The following is a 23,051-nucleotide window of genomic DNA, read 5'->3' on the forward strand; positions in this document are numbered from 1 at the left end:
CCCGCGGGGCCCGGCTCGACGACCCGGCCCTGCGGAGGAAAGAGGACAGCGATGACAGGCGCCCCTCCCACGACGCGTCCCCGACGGGATCCGGCCGTCCGGCCCTGCCCTCGTGCCCGAAGAACGCCCGGGGCCCCCCACAACGACGGCCCGCCCCCCGGGCGCTGATCCGCGCCCCGGCACCGGCCGTCGCCCCCGGCGTCCCACCACTCCGCACCGATCCCTCGGGTGCGCGGTTCCTCCGCGCGCCCGTTCCCTGTTCCCATCGTCCGACGAGGTGCACCATGAGTAAGCTCATGCTTCCCGCATTCCATATGCCGTTCGACAGCGCGGGATGTCATCCGGGAATCCAACAGACCAAGCGGGCCGCCTGGGAATGGGCGGCCGCCGGCGATCTCGTACTGTCCCCGGTGGCCCGGAAGAAGATGATCCGGACCCGGCCGGAACTCTGGATCTCGCTGATCTTCCCCGAGGCCTCGCAGAAGCATCTCGACCTCTTCTGCCAGTGGTTGTTCTGGGCCTTCCTCGTCGACGACGAGTTCGACGACGGACCGGCGGGCCGCGATCCCCGCCTCTGCGAGGGCGCCATCACCCGCCTGGTGGACGTGCTGGACGGCCTGCGGAAACCCGAAGGCCCCATGGAGAACGCCCTGGCCCAGCTCCTGGCCCGCACCTGCACGGGACGACCCCCGCACTGGCTGCGGCAGTTCCGCCGCGACACGGCCGCCTGGCTGTGGACGTACTACGCGGAGGCCGTCGACCGGGCCGCCGGCCATGTGCCCGGCACCGCCGACTTCGTACGCCACCGACGGGACTCGGTGGCCATGCAGCCGTTCCTCGACCTGCACGAGATCACCGCCGGAATCGATCTGCCGGAATCCGTCCGGAGCCTTCCCGCCTACATCGCCTTACGCAATGCGGTGGCCGACCACTCGGGCCTCTGCAACGACATCTGCTCGTTCGAGAAGGAGGCCCTGCTCGGCTACGAGCACAACACCGTCCGGCTCATCCAGCGCGACCGCGGCTGCACGCTCCAGGAGGCCGTCGACGAGGCCGGTCTGCTGCTCGGGCGGATCGCCGACCGGGTGCAGCGGGCCGAGAAGGAGCTCGTCGAGGAGATCGAGGCGGCCGGCATCCAGGGACAGCCGCGCATCGCCCTGGAACGCTGTGTCCGCGACTACCGGGGCCTCGTCCGCGGCGACTTCGACTACCACGCGCGCGCCGAGCGCTACACCCGCCCGGAACTGACCGAGACCGACGCGCAGGACTCCCTGTCGCGCAACTTCGCCGCCTGAGCGGCGCCCCGCGCGGAATATCCCCGTCCGGCGGCACGATTTCCGGACATTTCAGCGCCGTACGCTCCCGGCTCTCCGGCCGCTCCCCAGGCGGCCGGAAAGCCGCGTTACCTGAATCAGGCCCTCCCCCGGCTCACGACCGACCGGCCGCCGCCCCGCGCGACGCCTCCCCGCATGGCCCCCCGCGCCGGGCCGTGCTCTGCTGGAAGACACGCCCGACGTCCGCACGAGGGCGGGAGCCGTCCCATGGCCACCACACCGTTCCCGATGTCCGGCCCCGCTCCGGACGACGACACCCGGCCGGCACCCCCGGTCCGCACCGCGTACGGCACCGTCCGCGGCACCCGCGAGCGCGGTGTGCACGTCTTCCGCGGCATCCCGTACGCGGCCGCCCCCGTCGGCCCGCACCGCTTCCGGGCCCCGGCCCCGCCCGAACGCTGGGACGGGGTGCGCGAGGCCGCGGCCTTCGGGCCGACCGCGCCCAAGCGGCCGTACGCCCCGCCGCTGGACCGGCTGCTGCCCGATCCCGAGGTGCCCGGCGACGGCTGTCTCAACCTCAATGTGTGGACGCCCGCGCCCGGTTCCGCCCGGCTGCCCGTCCTCGTCTGGATCCACGGCGGAGCGCTGCTGCACGGCTCCTCCGCCGTACCGCTCTACGACGGTGCCGCCTTCGCGCGTGACGGCGTGGTCTGTGTGAGCCTCAACTACCGCCTCGGCACGGAGGGGTTCGGACTGTTCCCGGACGCGCCCGCCAACCGGGGGCTGCTGGACCAGATCGCCGCGCTCGGCTGGGTCCGGGAGAACATCGCCGCGTTCGGCGGCGACCCGGACCGGGTCACCGTCTGCGGGGAGTCGGCCGGGGCGATCTGCATCGGCGCGCTGCTCGCCGCACCCCGCGCCGCGGGGCTCTTCCGGCGGGCCGTGCTGCAGAGCGGCGCGCCCACCGCGCTGCCGCCGGACGCCGCCCGCCGCACGACCTCGCGCGTCGCCGCCCGCCTCGGGGTGCCCGCCACGGCGCGGGCGCTGGCCGCCGTGGACCCGGCCGCGCTGCTCGCCGCGCAGACCGCGGTGACCACCGGGGGCACCCCGCTGACCGGCGGCAACACCTTCCAGCTCGTGGTCGACGGCGAGCTGCTGCCCCGCGACCCGCTCGCGGCGCTGCGCGACGGGGCGTCGTCCGGCGTCGATCTGCTGCTGGGGTCCACCACCGAGGAGTACCGCCTCTGGTTCGTGCCCACCGGGCTGACCGAACGGCTCTCCCGGACCCGGCTGCGGCTCGCGCTGTGGCGGTTCCGGGTGCCGGCCGCCACCGCCCGTACGTACCGGGCGAACCGCCCCGGGGCCACCCCCGGCGAACTGCTCGGCGCCCTCGCCACGGACCTGCTGCTGCGCGTCCCGCTCAATCTGCTGGCCGACGCGCGGACCGGGGCGGCCGGCTCCACGCGGCTCTACGAATTCGGCTGGCCCTCCCCCGTCCTGGGGCTCGGCGCCTGCCACGGACTGGAGATCGGCTTCGTCTTCGACAATCTGGCCGGGCCCGACGCGGTGGCCCTGGCCGGGCCGGACGCCCCCCGGGAGCTGGCCGCCGCGATGCACACGGCCTGGGTGCGGTTCACGGAGAGCGGGGACCCGGGGTGGCCGTCCTGGGACGGGAGCCGGCCGGTGATGCGCTTCGGGCCCGGCGCCCCGGCCCTGGTGCACGCCCCGCGCGACGACGAACTGCGCGGCTGGGCCCCGTACCGCTGAAGGCCGCCCGGCGCTCAGCGGGTGGCGATCCAGTGCGGGTCGGGCACGACCGTCAGCACCGCCGACACCAGCACGACCGCCCCGAGGGCGGCCCCCTCGCGCAGGGCCGCGCGCCGGGCCCCCTCCGGACCGCCGTCCCGGGCCAGTCGCCGGCGCGCCGCCAGGGCCAGCACGCTCACCACGGCCATCAGCGCGAGCTTGGCCAGCAGGGTCCGCCCGTACGCGGAGGTGAACACCACCTCCGCGGGCAGCCGGCGCAGCGCGCTGCACGTGCCGGTCGCGGCGAGGGCGGCGTACGGCCAGACGGCCAGCCGGGCGTAGCGGCCGAGGAGGGCGCGGGCCGCGGCGGGGGCGGTGCGCCAGTGGCGCATGGTGCGGAGCACCTGGAGGAGTGCGCCCGCCCAGAGGGAGGCGGCGGTCAGATGGACGACGGTGAGGGCGGCGCCGACGAGCGGGGTGTACGCCTCGGGGTGGGCGCGCAGCGCCTCGGCGCCGACGGCCAGGGCGAGCGGTGCGGCGGCGAGCGCGGGCCGGCGGCTCGCCGCGCAGCAGGCCGCGAGGGCGAAGCCGTTGGCGACGAGGAGCAGGAGCCCGCCCTCGCGGGTGCCGTAGGTCTCGACGAGTCCGAGGCCGCTGATCCGGGCCAGGCGCACGATCTGCCCGGCCGCCGCGAGCGCGCCGACGGCCGAGGCGGCGACGGCCCAGGAGGGCGGGAGGGTGCGGGGCCGGCCGGGTACGGAGCGGACGAGCGGGCCGAGCGCGAGGGCGCCGATGTGCACGGCGAGCGCCGCGAACAGGGCGGTCCGGAGCAGGACGGCGGTTCCGGCGGCGGGTATCCGCAGTTCACCGGTGCCGCGGCCGACGACGTGGGTGGCGAGCAGTGCCGCCGCCACGGCGCAGAGCGCGGCCCCCGCGACGACGAGCGCGGCCGTTCTCGGCCGCCGGCGCCCGGTCGCGGGCGCACGGGTCGGGATCATCGCCCGCTCCCCTTCCGACTGACAAGCCTGTGAAGACTCCGACTGGCAACCATGTGAAGGCCGGTCCCTGTCCATGGGATCCTCGGACGTTCACCCGGAAGAAGGCATTGCGGGACGCGCGAACGTTTCTGCGTCGCGGTGCCGCCGACCCCCGGGTTAGGTTCACCGACTGTCACCTCACCGACCGTCACCCCACCGACAGTCCTTCGGGTCCGCATCACCCCCGGCGGGCCCGTCGCTGCGAGGAGAGGCCCCCATGACCCACACGCCGGCCCCCACTGCCGCCCCCGTGCCCGCCCCGCTCCCCGAGCCGTGCGGCAGGGTGTACCGCCGCGACGGACGCACGGTGGTGGCCCTGCGCGACGAGATCGACCTCGCGACCGCCGCGCTCATCGGACCGGCCCTGGACGGGGCCACGGCACAGGACGCACCGGACCTGGTGGTCGATCTGTCGGAGGTGAGCTTCCTCGACTGCTCGGGGCTCAGCCTGCTGTGCCGGGCCCGCAGACGGGCGCTGGACCGCGACGGGCGGTTCTCGCTGGTGTGCGACTGCCCGAGGATCCTCCGGCTGCTCCGGGCCGGGCGGCTGCACGATCTGTTCCGTCCGGTGGCCACCCCGGACGAGGTGTTCCGGGGGCCCGGGACCGCGGCGGCGGCCGGGACCTGAGCGGCGGCCCCCGGTGCGACCGGGGGCCCCGGGCCTCCCGGACGCCGGGTCGGTCCCGCCCGGAGGTCAGGCCTTGTTCTGCGCGGCCCAGAACTCCTCGAAGGTGAGGAGGCCGTCCCCGTTGGCGTCGTGCGAGTTGATCACGGCCTGGGCGACCGGCTCGGTGACATAGGGGTCACCCAGCTGAGCCATGACGCTCTTGTACTCGGCGGCCGAGATCAGCCCGTCGCCGTTCAGGTCGTACCGCTCGAATGCCTTGCGCGCCGACTCGATGTCCGCCACGTTCCACCCCTTCGTATGACTGTCTGACGACGGTCAGATTATCGGGCGCTCCGGGTGGCCCGTGCGGGGGCCGGTCCTCGATCATGGGAGGTCCGTCCGCCGTCCGGCGGCGGTCACCGAGCGGGGGAGCACGGAACGATGGACACGGCGGCGCTGGGGCGGGTCCTGGAGGCGGCGGCGCGGGGGCGCTTCCCCGCGGCGGACGGCGGCACGACGGTCGTGCCGCAGCCGAACGGCCGGGACGCCGGGGTGCTGGCCCTGACCGCGCATTCGGTGGTCTTCCTCGACGAGGACCCGGCGTGGGTGCGCGCCACGCTGGCCGCGACCCCCGGGGACGCACTGGCCGCGACGATGAACCCGGCCTTCCTGACCGCCCTGGCGGCCCGGACCGGCCGGCACATGAACACCATCGACCTGCTCACGGCCGCCGGGGCGCTGCCCGGGGAGCCGGAGGTGGAGCTGCGCGAGATCCGCGACCCCGAACACCCGCGGGTGGCGCGGGCGATGAAGTACCGCGACGAGGTCCGGGTGTGGGGCACCGAGGGCGGGGTGCTGATCCTCGGCCGCGGCGTCGCCGGGCGCTGGGAGACCGCCGTCGAGGTGGCCGAGGAGGCGCGCGGCCGGGGGCTGGGCGTCCGGCTGGCGCGCGCGGCCCGGCAGTTGGTGCCGGACGCGGTGGTGTGGGCGCAGCAGTCGCCGGGGAACGCCCGCAGTGTGCGGACGTTCCAGGCGGCGGGGTTCCGGCCGGTGGGTTCGGAGGCGCTGCTGATCGCGGGCTGACCGGTGACCCGGCCCCGTGCGGGCCGGGTCGGGTCGGGTCAGGTCAGGTCAGCGGAAGACGCCGGTGTGGCCGAGCGAGTAGCGGCCGGGCTGCGGGTAGACGGCGAGGCCGTGCGGTCCGCTGCCGACCGGGATCCGGGCCAGCTGCTTGCCGCTGGTGGTGTCGATCGCGTACACCTCGGCGTTGTAGCGTCCCGACAGCCACAGGACCTTGCCGTCGGCGGAGACCCCGCCCATGTCGGGGCTGCCGCCGTTCGGCAGGTGCCACTTCTTCGTCAGCTTCTTCCGGGCGAAGTCGAAGACGGAGACCGAGCCCTCGCCTCGGTTGGAGATGTACATCTCCTTGGCGTCGCGGCTGACGTAGAGGCCGTGGCAGCCCTTGCCGGTGTGCAGCAGTTCCGGGGTGGTGAACTTCTTCCCGTCCAGCACCCAGACGCCGTCGGCCATCATGTCCGCGATGTAGAAGGTGCCGCCGTCGGGCGAGAGCTTCACGTCCTGGGGCATGGCCCCCTGGAAGGGCAGTTTCTGCTGCCCGACGACCTCCATCTTCTCGGTGTCGACCTTCAGCAGTTCGCCGGAGAACTCGCAGGAGACGATGAAGTACCGGCCGTCGGCGGAGAAGTCGGCGTGGTTGACGCCCGCGCAGCTCACCGGCACCGCCTTGGCGGTCTTCATGGTGTGCGCGTCGCGGAAGACGAGCTGGCGGTCCATGGAGGCCATGACGACGGCGTACTTCCCGTTCGGGGTGAAGTACAGGTTGTACGGGTCGGACACGTCGACCGTCTTTCCGGCCTTGCCGGTGGCGGGGTCGATCGGGGTGAGGCTGTCGCCGAGGTCGTTGTTGACCCAGAGCGTCTTCAGGTCCCAGGAGGGCACGACGTGCTGGGGCTGGCGGCCGACCGGGATGGTCTCGACGACCTTGTAGGTGGCGGGGTCGATGACCGTCACGGTGTTGGAGTTGGTGTTGGGCACGTAGACGCGGGACGGGAAGTCCCGGACGACGGGCGACAGCTTGCCCGGGGCGTCGGCCGCGTAGATGTTGTGGGGGTCGAGCACCGGCGGCATGCCGGGCAGTCCGGGCGGCGCGGCCGGGGTGACGGGCTCACGGCGGGCGGGCGCGGCGGCCTCCGTGGACGTGGTGTGCGCGGCCTTGTCGGGGGAGGTTCCGCAGGCGGTGAGCGCGGCGAGGAGGACCCCGCCGAGCAGGGCGGCGGTACGGGTCGTGGTGGGAGGCATCAGGTCAGCAGCTCCGTGGTCGTCACCGCGCGCAGTCCGCGGCGGTCGAGTTCGGCGAGGAGAGGGGGCAGCGCGGCGACCGTGTCCGCGTAGCCGAAGTGCAGGCTCACCACCGACCCGTTGCGGATCTGCCCGGTCACCGTGCGGGTGACGGCCGCGGCGCCGGGCGAGGTGAAGTCGAGGGAGTCCACGTCGTACGAGAGGACGTGCGGGTATCCGGCGCGGGCGGCGAGCCGCCGGACGAGCGGGGTGGCGTCCTGGGTCCGGGAGGGCCGGAACCAGGTGCCGATGGAGCCGGTGAGCCGGCGCAGCCGCCGGGCGCAGTCGGTGATCTCGGCGTACGCCCGGGTCTCGTCGAGCGTGGAGATGTCGATGTGGTGCTGGGTGTGGTTGCCGAGGTCGTGGCCGCCGTCGAGGACGCGGCGGGCCAGCGCGGGGTGAGCGTCGAGCCAGCTGCCGACGGCGAGAACGGTGACCCGGGCGCCGGCGCGTTCGGCCTCGGCCAGTACGGCCTCGGCGACGGCGGGGTCGCCCTGGCCGTGGAAGGTGAGGGCGACCCGGGCACGGTCGCGGGGGCCGTGGTCGATCTGCGCGGGCTGTCCGGGGAAGCGCCGGGGCGCGGGGGCGGCGGCGTGCGCACCGGTGCCGGGGGACGGCCGGGCCGCTTCCGGGGTGGCGGGGGACGCGACCGCGCGGCCGGCCGGGGCGGGGTCGGCGCAACCGGAGGCGAGTGCCGTGACCAGGGCCGCTCCGGCACCCGCGCGCAGGGCCTCGCGGCGGCGCAGCGGTCCGTCGGGGACGTTCATACGCGGAACAGTAGAACCGCTTTGCCGGAAATCTCACCATTGGTCCGGTGGCGCCGCGGAGCCCACACGGATGCGCGCGTCCACTCTGCGGACGATCAATGAATCGCTCGGGAGAATCCCGGTATGTTCAATGGTTTGCAGGCGAGTGACCCAACACACCTGCGATTCATTGCAGAAATGTCCGGTTCTTTACCTAAATGGGAGTGTTGCGGCTTTGGCGAAGGAGTCATCCGTCTGCCATAGTCGGTGACACGACCCCCTTGACCCGGGCCAGGTCGTCACCAAGCGGCCGTGAACACACCCCCACTTCACGGTCCCCCACACAGAAGCCCCCGCAGGCGCCGCACCACGGCCGTCCGGGGGCTTCTGTGCACCCGGGCGCGCCCGGCTCAGCGGTCGGAGATCCGCATCTCGAACCAGGTGGTCTTGCCGCGCGGCAGCAGATCCACCCCCCACCGGTCGGAGAGCTTGTCGACCAGAAACAGACCGCGTCCGCTGATATCCATCGCCTGGACCGGCATCAGACACGGAAGACCGCGCGACGGGTCGCGCACCTCGATCCGGATCCAGCCCCGGCGGCGCATCATGCGTAAGCCGAAGACCCTGGCGCCCGTGTGCCGCACGGCGTTCCCGACGAGTTCGGAGACCAGCAGGACGGCGTGCTCGGCGGTCTGCGGGGAGAGTCCCCACTGCCGCAGCACCACGCACGAGGTGATCCGCCGGGCCGTGGCCGCGGACTCCGGACGGGACGGCAGCCGGACCTCCGCCTCCGTCGGATTTCCGAACAACTCCAGCGCTTTGAACGCCTGTTCGTCCTCGACGGCCGGCTTCAACCGTGCCGCTGTCGCGCTGCTGCGCGGTCGCGGCTGCTCCACACCCTCCAGGCCCGCCATGCACACCATCATGGCGGCACGCGGGGGCCCCGGGGGCCGTTCCGGAGGAATCCCTGACCCGGAATCAGGGATTCCGGTGTGGGCTTCAGGCATATGCCAGCGGCAGAATGCACCCCTCCGGAGCGCCCCTGAACTGCGAAAACGCCAGGCCCGACGGGCCTGGCGCCAGTGGACGGAAGGCTGAGCCTTAAGGTTGCCTTAAGGCTCAGCTAATCCGCCCACACGGATGAACGCCGCCGGATCCGTTCCCCACGCGCGTTCGGCCGGGGGCGTCCGACAGGGTCCTGAGGGGTCAGAGGAACTCGGCCTTGCCCGGTCCGTCCTCCACGAAGCTGCGCATGCCGCGCTCGCGGTCCTCGGTGGCGAACAGCCCGGCGAACCAGGTGCGCTCGATCGTCAGCCCCGTGTCGATGTCCGTCTCCAGGCCCGCGTCCACGGACTCCTTGGCGGCGCGGAGCGCGAGGGCGGGCCCCTTCGCCAGCCGGGCGGCCCAGGCGTGCGCCTGCTCGTACACCTCGGCGGCGGGCACCACCCGGTCCACCAGCCCCATGGACAGCGCCTCGTCGGCCTTCACATGACGGCCCGTGAAGATCAGGTCCTTGGCCTTGGCCGGGCCCACCAGCCGGGCGAGCCGCTGGGTGCCGCCCGCGCCGGGGATCAGCCCGAGGAGGATCTCCGGCTGGCCGAGCCGGGCGTTGTCCCCGGCGATCCGGAAGTCGGCGCACAGGGCGAGTTCGCAGCCGCCGCCCAGCGCGTACCCGGTGACGGCCGCGACCACGGGCTTGGGGATGCGGGCCACCGCGGTGAAGGAGTCCTGGAGCGCCTTGGACCGGGCGACCATCGCCGGATGGTCCATCCGCTGCATCTCCTTGATGTCCGCGCCGGCCGCGAACACCTTCTCGCCGCCGTAGAGCACCACGGCCCGCACGTCGTCGCGCCGGGTGGCCTCCTCGGCCAGTTCGCGCAGCCGGTCCTGGGTGGCGACGTCCAGGGCGTTCATGGGCGGCCGGTCCAGCCGGATGGTGCCGACGCCGCCGCTTGCTTCGAGGGTTACGGTCATGCCCCGCAGGTTAACCGGCGCTCACATGAACGGGCCCGGTGCCGTTGGTCACAGCACCGGGCCCGTTCCCCGTTCGGTACGGAACGGCTACGCGGTCCACTCCGACCAGTCCATGTTCCAGCCGTTGAGGCCGTTGTCCGGCTGGATCGTCTTGTCGTGGGAGTTCTTGACGACCACGACGTCACCGATGAGGGAGTGGTCGAAGAACCACGCCGCCGGGGTGCCCGGGTCGCCGGCGCCGCGGCTGTCCTGGAGGCCCACACAGCCGTGGCTGGTGTTGGTGGAGCCGAAGATGCCGGATCCGCCCCAGTAGTTGCCGTGGATGAAGGTGCCCGAGGTGGACAGGCGCATCGCGTGCGGCACGTCCTTGATGTCGTACTCACCGCCGAAGCCGACGGTGTCCCCGTTCATCCGGGTCACCTTCAGCTTCTCGCTGATGACCATCTGGCCGTTGTACGTGGTGGTCGCCGGGGCGCCCGCCGAGATCGGGATGTCCTTGATCTGCTGCCCGTCGCGGACGACCTTCATCCGGTGCGTCTCGGCGTCGACGGTGCTGACCTGGCTGCGCCCGATCGTGAAGGAGACCGTCTTGGCCTGCTTGCCGTAGACCCCCGGCCGCCCCTCGACGCCGTCGAGGTTCAGCTTGACGGTCACCTTGGTGCCCGCGGCCCAGTACCGCTCGGGGCGGAAGTCCAGCCGGTCGTTGCCGAACCAGTGCCCCTGGATGTCGACGGCGGGCTCGGCCGTCACCTTGATGGCGTTCTCGACGGCCTCGGGGTCGGTGATGCCCCGGGTGAAGTGGATCGAGACCGGCATGCCGACGCCGACCGTCGAACCGTCCTCGGGGGTGTACTGCCCGATGAAGGTGTTCTGCGGGACCAGCGTGGTGAAGGTGGTGTCCTTCGCAGACTCACGGCCCTTGGCGTCCTTGGCGACCGCGTGCACCTTGTACTTGGTGGCGGCGGCCAGATGGTGGTCCGGCACCCAGCTCGCGCCGTCCGCCGCGATCTTCCCCTCGACCTCGGCCCCCTTCGGGTCCGAGACCTTGACCGTGGCGAGCTTCCCCTGCTGGGCGGAGATCTTCAGCGCCCCGTTCGTGGCGACGGACTCGGCCCCGTCCTTCGGCACGATGTTCACGACGGCCTGGGAGGCGGCCGTGTCGTCGGACCGCGCACCGGCCTTGCCGCCCTTGCCCGCGTCGCCGTCTCCCCCGCCGCACGCCGTCACCAGCATCAGCAACGCACCCAGCGCCAGAGCCGACAGTCCGGTGGCCCCACGCCCCCGTCGCCTGTTGCCCGCCCCGGCCGATGCCCCCGATATCGGCTGCCCGTTCAATGTGGTCGTCTCCCCTCACACGGCCCGGCCGTGCCAAGGTCATGGGAGCCCTCGGGCTCCTGCCCCCGCGCGCTGCATATGCGCGCTCAGCGAAAAGATAATCACACTGACAGTGGGCATTTCGCCTCGCGAATGTCACCGTTCCGTCCCAACTCACCCCGGGAGTTCACCTGGTCGCAGCGGTGCGGACGTCCCGGGCGGCGGAAACGGCGACGGCGCGGCCGTTCCGGCCGCGCCGTCGTTGCGCTCCCGCGTACGCCCCCGGGCGGGATCAGAGCGCGGAACCCGCCTTCCACCGCGCCCAGTCCATGTTCCAGCCGCCCAGTCCGTTGTCCGGAGCGACCTTCTTGTCGCGCGAGTTGACGACCTCGACGACGTCCCCGACGAGGGTCCGGTCGAAGAACCAGCCGGCCGGGGTGTCACCGCCGCCGCCCCGGACGTCGCGCAGTCCGATGCAGCCGTGGCTGACGTTCTCCGAGCCGAAGATGTCGTCGTCGGACCAGTAGTTGCCGTGCAGGAAGGTCCCGGAGTCGGTGAGCCGGATGGCGTGCGGGACGTCCTTGATGTCGTACTCGCCGCCGAAGCCGACGGTCCGCCCGTCCATCCGCGTCTCCTCGTGCATCTCGGAGACGACCATCCGCCCGTTGTACGTGGTGGTGGTCGGGGAGCCCGCGGTGATGGGGACCGTCGCGACGAGCCGCCCGTCGCGGCGCACCTCCATGGTGTGCGCGGCCGAGTCCACCCGGGAGATCTGCTCCCGGCCCACGGTGAACCGGACCGTCTTGCGCTGGCTGCCGAACACCCCCGGCGCCCCCTCCACATCGCGCAGCCCCACGTCCACGGTCACCTCCGTACCGGGCCGCCAGTACGCCTTCGGGCGGAAGTCCAGCCGGGTCTTCCCGAACCAGTGGCCCACCACCTCGACGGGCGGGTCGGAGCGCACCCGGATCGCCCGCTGCACGGCCGCCCGGCGGGTGACGGGGCTGCTGAACGCGAACGAGACGATCATCCCGGTGCCGACGGTCGAGCGGTTCTCCGGCTTGAAGTAGCCGATGAAGCGGTGGTCGGGGATCACCGTGGTGAACGTCGTGTGGCGCGCCGAGCGGCGGCCCGCGCCGTCCACCGCCACCGCGTCGACGCTGTACTTGGCGGCCAGCCCCAGCCGGCCGCCCGTCCCCTGCGGAGCCCAGGACCGCCCGTCCTCGGCGATGAGCCCGCGCACCTCCTGCCGCTGCGCGTCCTCGATCCGGGTCACCCGCACGCTCTCCAGCCGCCCGTCGGGGACCGACACGGTCACGCGCCGGTCGGCCGCGACGTTCCGCGCCCCGTCCTCGGGCGTGACCCGGATGGTGCCGGCCGCCTGCCCGGACTTCCCGCCGATGAGCGTGCCCGAGCCCGAACAGCCGGTCAGCACGGCCAGCGCGGCCAGTACGGCGAGCAGCGCGGCGCGTGCCGGCCCGGTCGCCGGGCCCGTCCCTGCCTTCTTCGCTACGTGGTTCACGTCCCCCCAACGACGGGGGCGGCCGGAGGGAAACGTGAGTGCGGGGCCGCTCGTGGGCAGAACAGAGGGGACGACGACACACGGGGAGCCGCGGCCGGGACGCCGCGCGCCCCGTTTCCGGGGCCGGTCCCCACGAGCCGCGGGAGGCGTGCAGGTGTCGAGCGCAGCCGAGCAGGAGACGGCCCCGAGAACGGGGCCGGTGCCGGGCGCGGGCTCCCCCGTCCCCGTGTGGCCGGGGGCCCCGATGCCGCTGGGGGCCCGGTTCCGGGTGGGCCCCGACGGGGTCGCGGGCACCAACTTCGCCCTGTGGGCGGGGGGTGCGGAGGCGGTGGAGCTCTGTCTCTTCGACGAGGACGGCACGGAGATCCGCTGTCCGCTGACGGAGCTGACCCATGAGGTCTGGCACGGCTTCGTGCCCGGCGTCCGGCCCGGCCGGCGCTACGGCTACCGGGTGCACGGCCGCTGGGATCCGTGGACCGGCGCCCGGTGGAACGCGGCGAAACTGCTCCTCGATCCGTACGCCCGGGCCGTGGACGGGGATTTCACCCTTCCGGCCGAGGTGTACGGCCATGTGAGGGACTGGCCCGAGCAGCAGGTCGCGGACACCGTGCGCGACGAGCGGGACTCCGCCCCGTACGTCCCCAAGGGGGTGGTCGTCCATGACGACGACGACTGGGCCGAGGACCGCCGGCCCAAGACGCCGTGGGCCGACTCCGTCATCTACGAACTGCATGTGCGCGGCTTCACCGCCCGCCACCCGGAGATCCCCCCGGAGCTGCGCGGCACCTACGCCGGGCTCGCGCACCCGGCCGCGGTCGGCCATCTGCGGCGCCTCGGGGTGACGGCGGTGGAGCTGCTGCCGGTGCACCAGTTCGCCCACGAGGACCATCTGCTGCGGCGGGGGCTGCGCAACTACTGGGGCTACAACTCGATCGGCTACTTCGCCCCGCACGCGGGCTACTCGGCCAGCGGCACGGCGGGCCAGCAGGTCGGGGAGTTCAAGCGGATGGTGCGGGCCCTGCACGACGCGGGGATCGAGGTGATCCTCGACGTCGTCTACAACCACACGGCCGAGGCGGGCGAGCTGGGCCCGATGCTGTCGCTGCGCGGCATCGACAACCGCGGCTACTACCGGCTCCAGGCGGACGCCCGCCGGTACGCGGACTACACGGGGTGCGGGAACACCCTGCACGTGGTGCAGCCGAACGTGCTGCGGCTGATCACCGACTCGCTGCGGTACTGGGTGACCGAGATGGGCGTGGACGGCTTCCGCTTCGATCTGGCGGCGGCGCTGGCCCGCTCGATGCACGACGTGGACATGCTCTCCCCGTTCCTCGCGGTGATCGCCCAGGACCCGGTGCTGCGCCGGGTGAAGCTGATCGCCGAACCGTGGGACGTGGGCAACGGCGGCTACCAGGTCGGGGCGTTCCCTCCGCTGTGGACGGAGTGGAACGACCGCTACCGCGACGCCGTACGGGACTTCTGGCGCGGCGCGCTGCCGGACGTACGGGACCTCGGCTACCGGCTGACCGGGTCGAGCGATCTGTACGCGTGGGGCGGGCGCCGCCCGTACGCCTCGGTGAACTTCGTGACCGCGCACGACGGGTTCACCCTGCGCGATCTGGTGAGCTACGAGCAGAAGCACAACGAGGGAAACGGCGAGGGCAACCGGGACGGGACCTCGGACAACCGGTCGTGGAACTGCGGCGCGGAGGGCGAGAGCGACGACGCCGGGATCAACGCGCTGCGCCGGCGGCAGCTGCGCAATCTGCTCACCACGCTGCTGCTGTCGACCGGGGTGCCGATGCTGGTCGCCGGGGACGAGATGGGGCGGACCCAGGGCGGCAACAACAACGCGTACTGCCAGGACAACGAGACCGGCTGGGTGGACTGGTCGCTCCTGGAGGACCCCCGGTGGCGGGAGCTGACGGAGCTGACGGCCCGGGTACTGGAGCTGCGCCACCGCCATCCGGTGCTGCGCAGACGGGCCTTCTTCTCCGGCCGGGCACAGGCCCCGGACGGGCTGCGGGACCTGGCGTGGTTCACCGCGCGCGGGACGGAGATGACGGAGGCCGACTGGTACGCGCCGGCCGCGACGGTCGGGCTGTATCTGTCGGGGCGGGACATTCCGGGGCGGGACGCCCGGGGCGAGCAGGTGAGCGACGACAGCTTCCTGGCGGTGCTGCACGCCGGGGCGGAACCGGTGGAGTTCCTGCTGCCGGGGCCGCCGTGGGCGCGGGCGTACGAACTGCTGCTGGACACCGCGCGCGAGGAGCAGTCCGCAGCGCCGGGCACGGTCCACCGGGGCGGTGCGGAGCTGACGGTGCCGGCCCGGTCGGTGCTGCTGCTGCGGGTGCGGGAGTGACGGGGGGCGCCCGTGGGATCAGCCGAGGATGCCGCGTTCGTAGGCGACGGCGACGGCGGCCGCCCGGTCCTTGGCGCCCAGTTTGGCGAAGAGATGGGTGAGGTGGGTCTTCACGGTGGCCTCGCTGATGAACAGTTCGGCGGCGATCTCCCGGTTGGAGGTGCCCCGGGCGACCAGCGCGAGCACTTCGCGTTCGCGGGCGGACAGCTTCTCGTGGCCGGGCGCGGCGGGGGCGCGGACGGCGGAGACCAGCCGGGAGGCGACGGCCGGTGAGAGCACGGTCCGGCCGTCGGCGGCGGCGCGTACGGCGGTGAACAGCTCCTCGCGCGGGGCGTCCTTGAGCAGATAGCCGGTGGCGCCGGCCTCGATGGCCGCGAGGGTGTCGGAGTCGGTGTCGTACGTGGTGAGGACGAGGACCTTGGAGCGGGCCCGGCGCCGGGTCAGCTCGGTGATGGCCGCGACGCCGTCGCCGCCGGGCATCCGCAGGTCCATCAGGACGACGTCGGGGTCGAGCCGGGCGGTCATCTCGACGCCCTCGACCCCGTCGGCGGCCTCGCCGAGCACCCGGAACTCTGCGGCCGCGGCGAACATCCCGCGCAGTCCGTCCCGTACGACGGGGTGGTCGTCGACGACGATCAGGGTGATGACGCGCGCGGGTTCCCGGTCCATGGGACGTCACGGTACGGGACGGGTCAGTGGTGCGGCACCAGCGGTACGCGGGCGCAGACGGCGGTGCCGAGCCCCGGTCCGGTCTCGACCTCGACCGTGCCCGCGATGCGTTCGGCGCGGGCCCGCATGCCGCCGAGGCCGAAGCCGCCGGTGCTCCGGCGGGCGGGCAGGGCGTGCGGGTCGAAGCCCCGGCCGTCGTCGCGCACGTCGAGGGAGACCTCGTCGTCCATGTAGGAGAGGGTGACGCCGGCGCGGGTGGCGCGGGCGTGCCGGGCCGCGTTGGCGAGGGCTTCCTCGGCGATGCGCAGCAGGGTGGCGCCGACCTCGTCGTGGAGGGGTTCGGCGGTGCCGGTGACGGTGAAGTCGGCGCGCACGCCGGTCCGTTCCGACCAGCCGAGGACGGTCTTCTCCAGTGCGCCGGGCAGGTCGTCGTGTTCCAGCGCGGACGGGAGGAGGTTCTGTACGGAGCGACGGGCCTCGCCGAGGCTGTGGCGGGCCAGGCCGGCGGCGCGGCGCAGGTGTTCGCGGGCGAGTGCGGGATCGGTGTCCTGGGTGGAGGTGGCGGCCTGGAGCTGGGCGATGATGCCGGTGAGCCCCTGGGCGATGGTGTCGTGGATCTCGGCGGCGAGCCTGCCGCGTTCGTCGGCGACACCGGCCTCGCGGGCCTGGACGAGGAGCTGGGCGTGGAGTCCGGCGTTCTCGGCCAGGGCCTGTTCGAGGCGGGCGTTGGCGGACTCCAGGGCGGTGATGGTGTCGGTCTGGGTCCTGGCCTGCTCGGCCTCGCGGTTGCCGATCTGGGCGAAGACCATGGTGAGGGTGGCGTGGACGCCGAACACGATGCCGAAGACGACCCAGTTCATCAGGGTGGCGGGCGGCAGACTGCCGCCGGACTGCGCGCCCGCCATGATGACGGCGGTGGCCAGCAGTCCGGCCCGCATGGTCCGGGGCCCCAGCACCCGGCCGGCGTCGAAGTAGCCGAGCACGGCGTAGATGGAGAAGAACGGGTTGCACCAGCTGAGGGCGAAGGCCAGCAGGGTGCGGACGGTGAAGTAGGCGGGGGCCGCCCAGCCCGGCGCCCGGTCCTGGTACCGGCTCCACGCGAGGTGGAGGAGGAGGACGGCCGGGACGAGCACCAGGGCGGCCCGGACGCCCGCGCCGGTCATGACGAGTCCCCGGGTGACGGCCGCGACGGCCGTGGAGAGGGCGAGCAGGCCGTAGGGCCCGTAGCGGAAGAAGCGGTCCCACCACTGCTCGGCCGTCGTCGTACTGCTCATCGGATCCCCCTCGTCCCCCGGACAGTGTGCCCCGTGCCGGCTACTCCCAGCGGAAGGTGCGGACGGCGGCGACGGCCGCGACGGCGGTCCAGGCCGCGACCAGGCCGAGCCAGAGCCAGCCGGGCCAGGCGCCGGTGGCGGCCCGGTCCAGGGCCTGGGAGGCCGCGCCGAACGGGGTGACCTGCACGATCCGCCGCAGGGTGTCGGGCATGGCCTGGACGGGCACCCAGACCCCGGCGGTGAACATCATCACGAAGAAGACGACCGAGCCGATCGCGGCGGAGATCCGGGTGGTGCGGGCGATCGAGCAGACGAGCGCGCCGAGGGACAGGACGCAGGCGACGGCGAGCAGCAGGGCCAGCGCGTAGCCGAAGGGCTGTCCGGGCAGGTCCACGCCGAAGGCGACGCGGCCGACCGCCATCACCAGGAGGGTCGAGCCGAGCGCGGCGACGCCGTGCAGCGCGATCTGCGCGCCGAGCAGCGCGGAGGGGCGTACGGGGGTGGTGGACAGCCGGCGCAGGATGCCGCGTTCGCGGTAGCCGGTGAGGACGGGCGGCATCGCCTGGAGTCCGGCCATGATCATGGCGAGGAGGACGGCGACGGGGACGTAGAGGTCGATGACGCGGCGTCCGCCGAGGTTCTCGTCGGGGTCCCGGAAGGAGGGGACCAGTCCGAGGATCGTCATGAGCACGGTCGGGAACACCAGGATCCAGAACAGGCTGCCCGGTTCGCGCAGGAAGAGGCGGGTCTCGGCGCGCAGGACCGCGCGCATCGGCCCGGTGGCGGCGCGGGGCGCGGCGGCCGGTGCGGGGGCGGGGTGCGGGTCGGTCATGTCAGGCCGCCTGTCCGGTCGTGCCGCGCCCCTCGGCGGGGACGGGGTGTTCGGTGAGGTCGAGGAAGGCGTCGTCGAGGGTGGCCTCGGTGACGCGGAGCCGGTGTGCGGTGACCCGGAGCCGGGCGAGCAGCGAGATGACGGCGTTGACGGTCTCGTCGGTGCCGTGGATGACGAGGCGTCCGTCGGTGTCCTCGCGGGAGACCGCGCCGGGCAGGGCGGCCAGTTCGGCCTCGGGCAGCGGTGCGGAGGGGGTGAGGGCGATCGCGGTGGAGCGGCCGGCGCCGGCGATCAGCCCGGCCGGGGTGTCGAGGGCGGCGACCCGGCCCCGGTCGATGACGGCGACCCGGTCGCAGAGGCGCTGGGCCTCCTCCATGAAGTGGGTGACCAGCAGGACGGTGACCCCGCCGTCGCGGACGGACTCGATGAGCTGCCAGGTGTCGCGGCGGGCCCGGGGGTCGAGGCCGGTGGTCAGCTCGTCCAGCACGACGACGCGGGGCGCGCCGACCAGCGCGAGGGCGATGGAGAGCCGCTGCTTCTGGCCGCCGGAGAGCCGGCCGTAGCGGGTGGTCAGCCGGGTGTGCAGCCCGAGGCGTTCGGCGAGGGGGCGCCAGTCGGCGGGGCGCGGGTAGAAGGAGGCGTACAGCTCCAGGGCCTCGCCGACGGTGATCTTCGGCTGGAGTTCGCTCTGCTGGAGCTGGGCGCCGAGCAGCAGGGCGACCCGGTCGTGGTCGGCGACGGGGTCGAGTCCGGCGACCCGGACCGTACCGCTGTCGGGGGTCCGCAGCCCTCCGACGCATTCGACGGTGGTGGTCTTGCCGGCGCCGTTGGGTCCGAGGATCCCGAAGATCTCCCCCTCCTCGACGGTGAAGCCCACCCCGTCGACGACGGCGCGGCCCCCGTAGGACTTGCGCAGCCCGTCCACTTCGATGATTGCCATACGGGGAGCTTCGCGGGCCGGACCCCGTCCCGGTATCCGCCGTCGCGCTCGGACCGGCATCGTCCGATCGGTTGACCCGCGACTACGACCGGGCGGGCCGGGGCCCGGCGCGCGGCGGTTCCGGGGGCGTTGCCGCGAGGGCTGCGGGAGCGTCACCGGCGGGGCTGCGGGGGTGTCGTCACGGGGGCTCCGCGGCCGGAAAAGCACGTGAACGATGTCAGTGCCGAAACGTAGGCTCGCTCCTGATGCCCGAAAAAGATGCAGTGCCCAAGGACCGGTCCGCCGCGCGTTCGCTGCTGCGGCTGTGGCCGTATGTGAGGCCCGTGCGGATCCGTCTGTCCGGTGCCGCCCTGATCGCGATCGCCGCCTCCTGCGTCGGTCTGGTGATCCCGCTCGTGCTGAAGTGGATCGTCGACGGACCGGTCGCGGACCGAGACCCGGGCGGGGTGTGGCTGGGCGCGTTGTACCTGCTGCTGCTCGGCATCGCCGAGGCGGTCCTGTTCGGGGTGCGGCGGTGGATGGTGGCGCGTCCGCTGGCCGGGGTCGAGGCGGCGATGCGGGCGGATCTCTACCGCCATCTGCAACGGCTGCCGGTGGCCTTCCACGACCGCTGGTCCTCGGGGCAGCTGCTGTCGCGCGGCACCACGGACCTGATGCTGCTGCGGATGTTCCTGGCCTTCCCGCTCACCTTCCTGCTGGTCAACGCCACCACCATCCTGGTCGGCTTCGTGATCCTGCTGCTCCAGGAGTGGACCCTCGGGCTGGTGCTGATGGTGCCGGTGATCCCGCTGGTGGTCATCTGCTCGTTCTTCGAGGCGAAGTACGCGGTGGTGGCGCGGCGGGCCCAGGACCAGGTGGGCGATCTGACGACGGTGGTCGAGGAGAGTGTGCTCGGCATCCGCATCATCAAGGGCTTCGGCCGCCACCGCAGCCAGGCGCAGGCCTTCCGCGCGCTCTCCGGACGGCTGCGCACCACGGAGCTGCACAAGGCCCGGCTCCTCGCGGGCATCTGGGCCCTCATCACGACCATCCCGGAGCTGGCGATCGGCGCGGCGCTGGTGCTCGGCACGGTCGAGGTCGCGGACGGCGGTCTGTCGGCCGGCACTCTGGTCGCCTTCCTCTCCACGGCGCTGGCGCTGCGCTGGCCGGTGGAGTCGATCGGCTTCCTGCTGGCGATGAGCCAGGAGTCGGCGACGGCGACGGAGCGGTTCTTCGAGGTGATGGACGTGGCGGAGGAACGGGAGACCGCCGGGGGCGGGGAGCCGGCGCCGGGCACCATCGCGCCGCGCGCCGCCGGGACCGTGACCTCGGAACCGCGGGCCGCCGCCGGGGAGTCCGACGCCGGGGGCATGGTCTTCGAGGGCGTCGAATTCCGTTACCCGGACGCGGCGGAGGACTCCCCGCCCGTCCTCGCCCGCATCGATCTGCGGATCCGCCCCGGCGAGACGATGGCGCTGGTCGGGGCCACCGGTTCCGGCAAGACGACGCTGACCGCGCTCGTGCCCCGGCTGCACGAGGCGACGGCCGGCCGGATCACGCTGGACGGCGAGGACATCACCGCCATGCCGCGCGAGCGGCTGCGGTCGCTGGTCTCGGTGGCCTTCGAGGAGCCGACGCTCTTCTCGGCGAGCGTCGGGGAGAACGTGCTGATGGGCACGGCCGGCGGGGGCGAGGAGGAATTGCGGGGCGCCCTGTCCGTCGCCCAGGCCGACTTCGTCCACGCGCTGCCGCAGGGCACCGCGACCCAGGTCGGCGAGCAGGGGCTGAGCCTGTCCGGCGGTCAGCGCCAGAGGCTCGCCCTGGCCCGCGCGGTCGTCGGCGCCCCGCGCTTCCTGGTGCTCGACGACCCGCTCTCCGCGCTCGATGTGCACACGGAGGCGCTGGTCGAGGCCGCGCTGCGGCGGGTGCTGGCGCGGACGACGGCGATCGTGGTCGCGCACCGCCCGTCCACGGTGATGCTGGCGGACCGGGTGGCCCTGCTGTCGGAGGGCCGGATCAGCGCGGTGGGCACCCATCAGGAACTGCTGCGCGACAACGCCGAGTACGCCTGGCTGATGTCGGGCGCCGACGGCGAGGAACGTACCGGGCCGTCCCCCGAGGACATCCCGGCCGAGGACGCACGGGGCACCGACGCCCCGGCCGGGAAGGGCACCACCCGATGACCAGCACCACGACGGGACGGCCGGCCTCACCGGACGGCGACGGGGACACCGGCGACGAGGGGGCCGGCGCACCGGCATCCCCGGCACGCGGGGGCAGCGAGGCGCCCGCGACGGCCACCGGCACCGGCAAGGCGGCGTCCGCCGGCACGGAGTCCGGCGGATCCGCCGGTGACCCCTTCGACCGGGACGACCTGCCCGCCCCGCCCGGTGCCACGGGCGCCCTGCTGCGCTCGCTGCTGCGGCCGATGCGCGGCCGGGTCGCCCTGGCGGCGCTGTTCCTGCTGGTGCAGCAGGCGGCGGTGCAGGCCGGTCCGCTGATCGTGGCGTACGCGATCGACAGCGGGGTGCCCGCGTTCCGGGAGAAGGACTACGGGCCGCTGATCGCGGTGGCGCTCGGCTACGCGCTCTGCTCGGCCGGTGCCGGGGCCCTGCAGTACGCCTTCATCCGGGCCTCGGCCCGGGTCAACCAGGACGTGCTGCTGGATCTGCGCGGCCGGATCTTCCGCCACGCGCAGGCGCTCAGCGTGGACTTCCACGAGCGCTACACCTCGGGACGGCTGATCTCCCGGTCGACCACCGATGTGGAATCGCTGCGGGAGCTGCTGAGCGAGGGCCTCCAGGAACTGATCGGCGTCGTCCTCTCCTTCGTCTCCATCTCGCTGATGCTGCTCTGGCTGGACCTCGCCACGGGCGCCGTCGCGGTGCTCTCCTTCGTCCCGCTGTATCTGCTGGTGCGGCTCTACCAGCGCCGGGCGGCCGTCATCTTCGCGGGCCGGTCGACGGCGATCGCCGCGGTCATCGTGAAGTTCGCGGAGACGATGAACGGGATCCGGCCGGTCCAGGCCTTCCGCCGCGAGCGCGTCAACGACGAGGTCTTCCGGACACTGAACGAGACGCACGAGCGCACCAACGGCGACGCGATGCTGGAGAACGCCCGCTATGTCGTCGGCTCCCGTCTCGTCGCCAACACGGCGGTGGCCGGAATCGTGCTGTGGGGCGCGTACCGCGTGGCGTCCGGGGATCTGGCGCTCGGGGTGCTGGCCGCCGTCGTGCTGTACCTGCGCCGGCTGTACGACCCGATCGACCGGCTCAGCATGTTCCTGAACTCCTACCAGTCGGCGGCGGCCTCGCTGGAGAAGATCGCGGGCCTGCTGGCCCAGACGCCCTCGGTCCCCGAGGCGGCCGAACCCCGGGAGCTGCCGGAGCGTTCCGGTGAACTGCCGGGCCGCGAGGTGGTCTTCGACGCGGTGGGCTTCTCGTACCGTACGGGCGGCGAGGTGCTGCCCCGCTTCGGTCTGACGGTGCCGGCCGGGCAGACGGTGGCCGTCGTCGGTTCGACGGGCGCGGGCAAGTCCACGCTGGCCAAACTGCTGGCCCGGTTCTACGACCCGACCGAGGGCCGGGTCCTGCTGGACGGCACCGATCTGCGCGATCTGGCCACGCCGGAGCTGCGGCGCGGGGTGGTCATGGTGACGCAGGAGGCGTTCCTGTTCTCCGGGACGGTCGCGGAGAACATCGCGATCGGCCGCCCCGACGCGAGCCGGGCGGAGATCGAGCGGGCCGCGAAGGCGATCGGCGCGCACGACTTCATCGCGGGCCTGCCGGACGGGTACGACACGGACGTCCGCAAGCGGGGCGGCAGGATCTCGGCGGGCCAGCGCCAGCTGGTGGCCTTCGCGCGGGCGCTGCTCGCCGATCCGGCGGTCCTGATCCTGGACGAGGCGACCAGTTCGCTGGACATCCCCGGCGAGCGGGCGGTGCAGCGGGCCATGGACACCGTGCTGCACGGCCGCACCGCCGTCGTCATCGCCCACCGCCTCTCGACCGTCGAGATCGCCGACCGCGTCCTCGTCATGGAGCACGGCCGCATCGTGGAGGACGGCACACCCGCCGAACTGATCGGCGGCACGGGCCGCTTCGCGGGTCTGCACCGCGCCTGGCGGGAGAGCCTGGCGTAGGACCTTTCGCACCCGCCGTACGAACGCCCCGGCCACGGCCGGGGCGTTCGCCGTGTGCGCGCCGGGGCGTTCGCCGTGTGCGCGGAACGCGCCATGCCACCGGACCGTCTCGACTGGTGGGAACTTCCCACTTCTTCACACGCTCTTCGCACACGACACAAACGGCCCCACCCCCGCTCCTCGCTCCGCTTTCGGGATTCCGGGCCCCCGGAAGGCCGTGCGGTGATGATCGGCGAAACGTCCGCTTAACGAACATGAGCCAACCGACAACGG

Annotated in this window: 19 protein-coding genes; 7 read left to right on the top strand and 12 right to left on the bottom strand. The window is 73.3% G+C overall.

Annotation, left to right across the window (positions count from 1 at the left end):
* The first annotated feature begins 284 nt into the window (after window positions 1–284).
* Window positions 285–1,295 carry a terpene synthase family protein gene (locus ACZ4FH_RS04040; protein ID WP_467302064.1) on the top strand — a complete coding sequence of 337 codons (1,011 nt, stop codon included), beginning with the start codon at window positions 285–287 and terminating at the stop codon, window positions 1,293–1,295.
* Between the two features lie 267 nt (window positions 1,296–1,562).
* On the top strand, window positions 1,563–3,041 hold the full coding sequence (locus tag ACZ4FH_RS04045; protein WP_467302432.1) for a carboxylesterase/lipase family protein: 1,479 nt from the start codon (window positions 1,563–1,565) through the stop codon (window positions 3,039–3,041).
* A 14-nt stretch (window positions 3,042–3,055) separates the two neighbouring features.
* Here the strand turns inward: ACZ4FH_RS04045 and ACZ4FH_RS04050 are convergent, their stop codons facing one another.
* Window positions 3,056–4,018: a CopD family protein gene (locus ACZ4FH_RS04050; protein ID WP_467302066.1), complete on the bottom strand. Its 963-nt coding sequence runs from the start codon at window positions 4,016–4,018 to the stop codon at window positions 3,056–3,058.
* A gap of 256 nt (window positions 4,019–4,274) precedes the next feature.
* Between ACZ4FH_RS04050 and ACZ4FH_RS04055 the strand changes: the two genes are divergently transcribed.
* The gene (locus ACZ4FH_RS04055; protein ID WP_385111889.1) at window positions 4,275–4,685 is read left to right on the top strand and encodes an STAS domain-containing protein; all 411 of its coding nucleotides are present in this window, start codon (window positions 4,275–4,277) and stop codon (window positions 4,683–4,685) included.
* Window positions 4,686–4,751: 66 nt separating this feature from the next.
* On the opposite strand, the gene ACZ4FH_RS04060 is transcribed toward ACZ4FH_RS04055, so the two are convergent.
* Window positions 4,752–4,967: an EF-hand domain-containing protein gene (locus tag ACZ4FH_RS04060; protein ID WP_383635275.1), complete on the bottom strand. Its 216-nt coding sequence runs from the start codon at window positions 4,965–4,967 to the stop codon at window positions 4,752–4,754.
* A gap of 138 nt (window positions 4,968–5,105) precedes the next feature.
* Between ACZ4FH_RS04060 and ACZ4FH_RS04065 the strand changes: the two genes are divergently transcribed.
* The gene (locus ACZ4FH_RS04065) at window positions 5,106–5,747 is read left to right on the top strand and encodes a GNAT family N-acetyltransferase (protein WP_467302069.1); all 642 of its coding nucleotides are present in this window, start codon (window positions 5,106–5,108) and stop codon (window positions 5,745–5,747) included.
* A gap of 48 nt (window positions 5,748–5,795) precedes the next feature.
* Here ACZ4FH_RS04065 and ACZ4FH_RS04070 read toward each other — a convergent pair whose 3' ends face one another.
* The 6 genes from ACZ4FH_RS04070 to ACZ4FH_RS04095 form a co-directional block, all read right to left on the bottom strand.
* Window positions 5,796–6,983, bottom strand: a complete 1,188-nt coding sequence (locus ACZ4FH_RS04070) for a YVTN family beta-propeller repeat protein (RefSeq protein WP_467302070.1) — start codon at window positions 6,981–6,983, stop codon at window positions 5,796–5,798.
* Window positions 6,983–7,789 carry a polysaccharide deacetylase family protein gene (locus ACZ4FH_RS04075; protein WP_467302072.1) on the bottom strand — a complete coding sequence of 269 codons (807 nt, stop codon included), beginning with the start codon at window positions 7,787–7,789 and terminating at the stop codon, window positions 6,983–6,985. The genes ACZ4FH_RS04070 and ACZ4FH_RS04075 overlap by 1 nt, the downstream gene beginning before the upstream one ends.
* A 389-nt stretch (window positions 7,790–8,178) precedes the next feature.
* The gene (locus ACZ4FH_RS04080) at window positions 8,179–8,694 is read right to left on the bottom strand and encodes an ATP-binding protein (RefSeq protein ID WP_467302074.1); all 516 of its coding nucleotides are present in this window, start codon (window positions 8,692–8,694) and stop codon (window positions 8,179–8,181) included.
* A 280-nt stretch (window positions 8,695–8,974) separates the two neighbouring features.
* Entirely contained in the window at window positions 8,975–9,742 is a 768-nt protein-coding gene (locus ACZ4FH_RS04085) for an enoyl-CoA hydratase/isomerase family protein (RefSeq protein ID WP_467302076.1), read from the bottom strand.
* A gap of 87 nt (window positions 9,743–9,829) precedes the next feature.
* Complete coding sequence (locus tag ACZ4FH_RS04090) at window positions 9,830–11,077, bottom strand: L,D-transpeptidase (RefSeq protein WP_467302077.1); 1,248 nt, start codon at window positions 11,075–11,077, stop codon at window positions 9,830–9,832.
* A 271-nt stretch (window positions 11,078–11,348) separates the two neighbouring features.
* Window positions 11,349–12,578, bottom strand: coding sequence for a L,D-transpeptidase (locus ACZ4FH_RS04095; RefSeq protein WP_467302078.1), 1,230 nt, complete (start codon window positions 12,576–12,578; stop codon window positions 11,349–11,351).
* 154 nt (window positions 12,579–12,732) lie between these two features.
* Here ACZ4FH_RS04095 and glgX point away from each other — a divergent pair, with 154 nt between their 5' ends.
* Entirely contained in the window at window positions 12,733–14,943 is a 2,211-nt protein-coding gene (gene glgX, locus ACZ4FH_RS04100; RefSeq protein ID WP_467302080.1) for a glycogen debranching protein GlgX, read from the top strand.
* An 18-nt stretch (window positions 14,944–14,961) separates the two neighbouring features.
* Here glgX and ACZ4FH_RS04105 read toward each other — a convergent pair whose 3' ends face one another.
* The 4 genes from ACZ4FH_RS04105 to ACZ4FH_RS04120 are packed head-to-tail and all read right to left on the bottom strand — an operon-like array spanning window position 14,962 to window position 18,658.
* Entirely contained in the window at window positions 14,962–15,612 is a 651-nt protein-coding gene (locus ACZ4FH_RS04105) for a response regulator (RefSeq protein WP_467302081.1), read from the bottom strand.
* A gap of 23 nt (window positions 15,613–15,635) precedes the next feature.
* Window positions 15,636–16,886 (bottom strand): sensor histidine kinase, encoded by a 1,251-nt coding sequence (locus ACZ4FH_RS04110; RefSeq protein WP_467302083.1) that lies wholly within the window; start codon window positions 16,884–16,886, stop codon window positions 15,636–15,638.
* Window positions 16,887–16,926: 40 nt separating this feature from the next.
* Window positions 16,927–17,718, bottom strand: coding sequence for an ABC transporter permease (locus ACZ4FH_RS04115; RefSeq protein ID WP_467302085.1), 792 nt, complete (start codon window positions 17,716–17,718; stop codon window positions 16,927–16,929).
* A gap of 1 nt (window position 17,719) precedes the next feature.
* Window positions 17,720–18,658 (bottom strand): ABC transporter ATP-binding protein, encoded by a 939-nt coding sequence (locus tag ACZ4FH_RS04120; RefSeq protein WP_467302087.1) that lies wholly within the window; start codon window positions 18,656–18,658, stop codon window positions 17,720–17,722.
* A 245-nt stretch (window positions 18,659–18,903) separates the two neighbouring features.
* Here ACZ4FH_RS04120 and ACZ4FH_RS04125 point away from each other — a divergent pair, with 245 nt between their 5' ends.
* Both ACZ4FH_RS04125 and ACZ4FH_RS04130 read left to right on the top strand, forming a co-directional pair.
* Window positions 18,904–20,820, top strand: a complete 1,917-nt coding sequence (locus tag ACZ4FH_RS04125) for an ABC transporter ATP-binding protein (RefSeq protein ID WP_467302089.1) — start codon at window positions 18,904–18,906, stop codon at window positions 20,818–20,820.
* The gene (locus ACZ4FH_RS04130) at window positions 20,817–22,778 is read left to right on the top strand and encodes an ABC transporter ATP-binding protein (RefSeq protein WP_467302090.1); all 1,962 of its coding nucleotides are present in this window, start codon (window positions 20,817–20,819) and stop codon (window positions 22,776–22,778) included. The genes ACZ4FH_RS04125 and ACZ4FH_RS04130 overlap by 4 nt, the downstream gene beginning before the upstream one ends.
* Window positions 22,779–23,051: the final 273 nt, after the last annotated feature.

It is taken from the genome of Streptomyces sp. NPDC024555 (assembly GCF_055559335.1).

What these genes read in the sequence shown, in the direction of transcription:
- ACZ4FH_RS04040 (WP_467302064.1), top strand. Translation starts at nt 285, where the DNA reads ATGAGTAAGCTCATGCTTCCCGCATTCCATATGCCGTTCGACAGCGCG.
- ACZ4FH_RS04045 (WP_467302432.1), top strand. Translation starts at nt 1,563, where the DNA reads ATGTCCGGCCCCGCTCCGGACGACGACACCCGGCCGGCACCCCCGGTC.
- ACZ4FH_RS04050 (WP_467302066.1), bottom strand. Translation starts at nt 4,018, where the DNA reads ATGATCCCGACCCGTGCGCCCGCGACCGGGCGCCGGCGGCCGAGAACG.
- ACZ4FH_RS04055 (WP_385111889.1), top strand. Translation starts at nt 4,275, where the DNA reads ATGACCCACACGCCGGCCCCCACTGCCGCCCCCGTGCCCGCCCCGCTC.
- ACZ4FH_RS04065 (WP_467302069.1), top strand. Translation starts at nt 5,106, where the DNA reads ATGGACACGGCGGCGCTGGGGCGGGTCCTGGAGGCGGCGGCGCGGGGG.
- ACZ4FH_RS04070 (WP_467302070.1), bottom strand. Translation starts at nt 6,983, where the DNA reads ATGCCTCCCACCACGACCCGTACCGCCGCCCTGCTCGGCGGGGTCCTC.
- ACZ4FH_RS04075 (WP_467302072.1), bottom strand. Translation starts at nt 7,789, where the DNA reads ATGAACGTCCCCGACGGACCGCTGCGCCGCCGCGAGGCCCTGCGCGCG.
- ACZ4FH_RS04080 (WP_467302074.1), bottom strand. Translation starts at nt 8,694, where the DNA reads ATGATGGTGTGCATGGCGGGCCTGGAGGGTGTGGAGCAGCCGCGACCG.
- ACZ4FH_RS04085 (WP_467302076.1), bottom strand. Translation starts at nt 9,742, where the DNA reads ATGACCGTAACCCTCGAAGCAAGCGGCGGCGTCGGCACCATCCGGCTG.
- ACZ4FH_RS04105 (WP_467302081.1), bottom strand. Translation starts at nt 15,612, where the DNA reads ATGGACCGGGAACCCGCGCGCGTCATCACCCTGATCGTCGTCGACGAC.
- ACZ4FH_RS04110 (WP_467302083.1), bottom strand. Translation starts at nt 16,886, where the DNA reads ATGAGCAGTACGACGACGGCCGAGCAGTGGTGGGACCGCTTCTTCCGC.
- ACZ4FH_RS04115 (WP_467302085.1), bottom strand. Translation starts at nt 17,718, where the DNA reads ATGACCGACCCGCACCCCGCCCCCGCACCGGCCGCCGCGCCCCGCGCC.
- ACZ4FH_RS04120 (WP_467302087.1), bottom strand. Translation starts at nt 18,658, where the DNA reads ATGGCAATCATCGAAGTGGACGGGCTGCGCAAGTCCTACGGGGGCCGC.
- ACZ4FH_RS04125 (WP_467302089.1), top strand. Translation starts at nt 18,904, where the DNA reads ATGCCCGAAAAAGATGCAGTGCCCAAGGACCGGTCCGCCGCGCGTTCG.
- ACZ4FH_RS04130 (WP_467302090.1), top strand. Translation starts at nt 20,817, where the DNA reads ATGACCAGCACCACGACGGGACGGCCGGCCTCACCGGACGGCGACGGG.